We start from the raw sequence: 2,291 nt of genomic DNA on the forward strand, positions 1-2,291 counted from the left end.
CGGCCCGGGCCGGCGAGCACGGTCGCGGCTTTGCCGTGGTGGCGAGCGAGGTGAGGAAGCTCGCCGAGCGCAGCCAGGCGGCGGCGGCCGAGATCGGCACGCTGTCGATCGACACGGTCAAGGCGGCGCAGGCGGCGGGCGACATGCTGGGCCGGCTGGTGCCCGACATCAAGCGGACGGCGGCCTTGGTCGAGGAGATCTCGGCGGCGTGCCGGGAGCAGGATGTCGGGTCGGGGCAGATCAACCAGGCGATCCAGCAGCTCGACAAGGTGACGCAGCAGAACGCGAGCGCGTCCGAGCAAGTCTCGGCAACCTCGGAGGAGCTGGCGGCCCAGGCCGAGACGCTGCAAGCCACGATCGCCTATTTCCGGATCGGCGAGGACGAGGCTGCGGCGGCCGGATCGCGGCCGCTCGACGGGGCGGTGTCGCAGCTGCGCGCCACGGCCGCCCGGATGGCCGCACCGTCGGCGGTGGTGCGGTCGCCCCTCAAGACATTGGTCAAGCGGGGCGCGGCGGCCCGACCGGCAGTCAAATCCCCGGCTGCCAGGTCCGTGGCATCCAAGTCCCCGGCGGCTCGCTCCATGGCCGGCGTCGGCGGGGGCGGCTTCAGCCTCGACATGGGCGAGGGCGACGAGCGCGACGCCGACTTCACCCGCGTCGCCTGACGCGGACATCCCCGACCCACCGCGCGGGATCGACGTTCGCGCGGCCTCACCGGACGACGGGACACGCCGTCGTCCAGATCGACCGCCGTCGCGCCGACCAGACCCGACGTTTCCGCCTGAACCGCGATAGACCCCCGAAGAGAGCCCACACCGATGCGTTTCACGATCAAAGCGAAGCTCGGGATCGCCTTCGGGGCGATCCTCGTCCTCCTCGGGGGCGCCGGCACCCTGGCGGTGTCGAGCCTGAGCCAGTCCAACGACCGGATGCAGGCCTTCGCGGCCCGCCCGTTCTCCCAGGTCCAGCGGATCCTGCGCATCGAGGCGATGTCCTTCGACGCAGCCCGGATGTTCGCGCGCTCGATGCTCGAGCCGACGACCACCGCCCGCGAGAAGCTGTTCGCCGAGTTCAAGGCGAACGATGCCAAGCTCCAGGGCATCCTGAGGGAGTATACCGACCTCGTGCCGATGGAGGATCGCTCTCGCGTCCAGCCCCTGCGCGAGAACTGGTCCAAGCTCAGCGAAGCCGTGACCAAGGGCATGGAGTTCGCGGTCCAGAACGGCAACAACACCGCCAATGCCATCGCGACCGGTGAGACGCTCACCGCTTTCACGGCGGCGATGGGGCGCCTCGACGACATCAAGGCGCGATCCGACCTCTCGGCCGAGGATCGCGCCCTGCTCGGCGCCATCGAAATCAAGATGTTCCGCCTACGTGGCGAGATCTACCGCGAGATCGTCATCACCGACGACGCCATGCTCGCCAAGATCGCCGGGGAGTTCGGCGACACCCAGAAGGCCCTGTGGCGCGATCTCGCCAAGGTCGGCGAGGCCGGCCGGGCCGCAGGCTACGCCGAGGCCGTCGGCGCCCTCTCCGCCGCCGTGAGGGCCTGGGAACCCTCGGCCGAGAAGGTCTTCGCCTTCGGTCTCTCCAACACCGACGCCAAGGCGTTACGCTACTATGTCGGTCCCTTCACGGATGCCCGCCGGGCGGTCCTCGAGGAGGTGGGCAAGCTGCGCAGCTACGAGGAGAACGTGGCCCACGGCTTCGTGCGCGACACGCAATCGGCCTACGAGACGACCCGCACGATCCTGGTCGCGGTCGTGGTCGGCGCGGTGATCCTCGGCCTCGCCATGGCGTTGTGGATGGCGCTCGCGATCTCCCGCGGCCTGTCCAAGGCCGTTACCGCCGCCCAGAACGTCGCCGCCGGCGACCTGACCAAGGACGTGGTCCCGACCGGGCAGGACGAGGTGACGGACCTCTTGCGGGCGATCCAGGCGATGAACCTGAAGCTGCGCGAGGTCGTCGGTCAGGTGGTGTCGGCGGCGAGCAACGTCTCGGCCGGTTCACAGGAGCTGTCGGCCTCCGCCGAGCAGCTGTCGCAGGGCTCGACCGAGCAGGCCGCCTCGACCGAGGAAGCCTCCGCCTCGATGGAGGAGATGGCCGCCAACGTGAAGCAGAACGCCGAGAATGCCGGCCAGACCGAGGCCATCGCCCGCCAGTCGGCCAAGGACGCCGAGGCGAGCGGCGCCGCGGTGGGGCGCGCCGTCGAGGCGATGCAGACCATCGCCCAGAAGATCACCATCGTGCAGGAGATCGCCCGCCAGACCGACCTGCTGGCGCTCAAC

2 protein-coding genes are annotated in these 2,291 nt (G+C 70.1%); both read left to right on the forward strand.

Annotated features, from left to right (window positions below):
• Positions 1–665, forward strand: a 665-nt coding sequence (locus G4G93_RS35255) for a methyl-accepting chemotaxis protein (RefSeq protein ID WP_246737196.1), incomplete at its 5' end; no start/stop codon positions are given.
• A gap of 153 nt (positions 666–818) precedes the next feature.
• The coding region (locus tag G4G93_RS35260; protein WP_165091958.1) for a methyl-accepting chemotaxis protein at positions 819–2,291 on the forward strand (1,473 nt) is incomplete at its 3' end.

It is taken from the genome of Methylobacterium sp. DB0501 (assembly GCF_011043735.1).
Lineage (GTDB): Bacteria > Pseudomonadota > Alphaproteobacteria > Rhizobiales > Beijerinckiaceae > Methylobacterium > Methylobacterium alsaeris.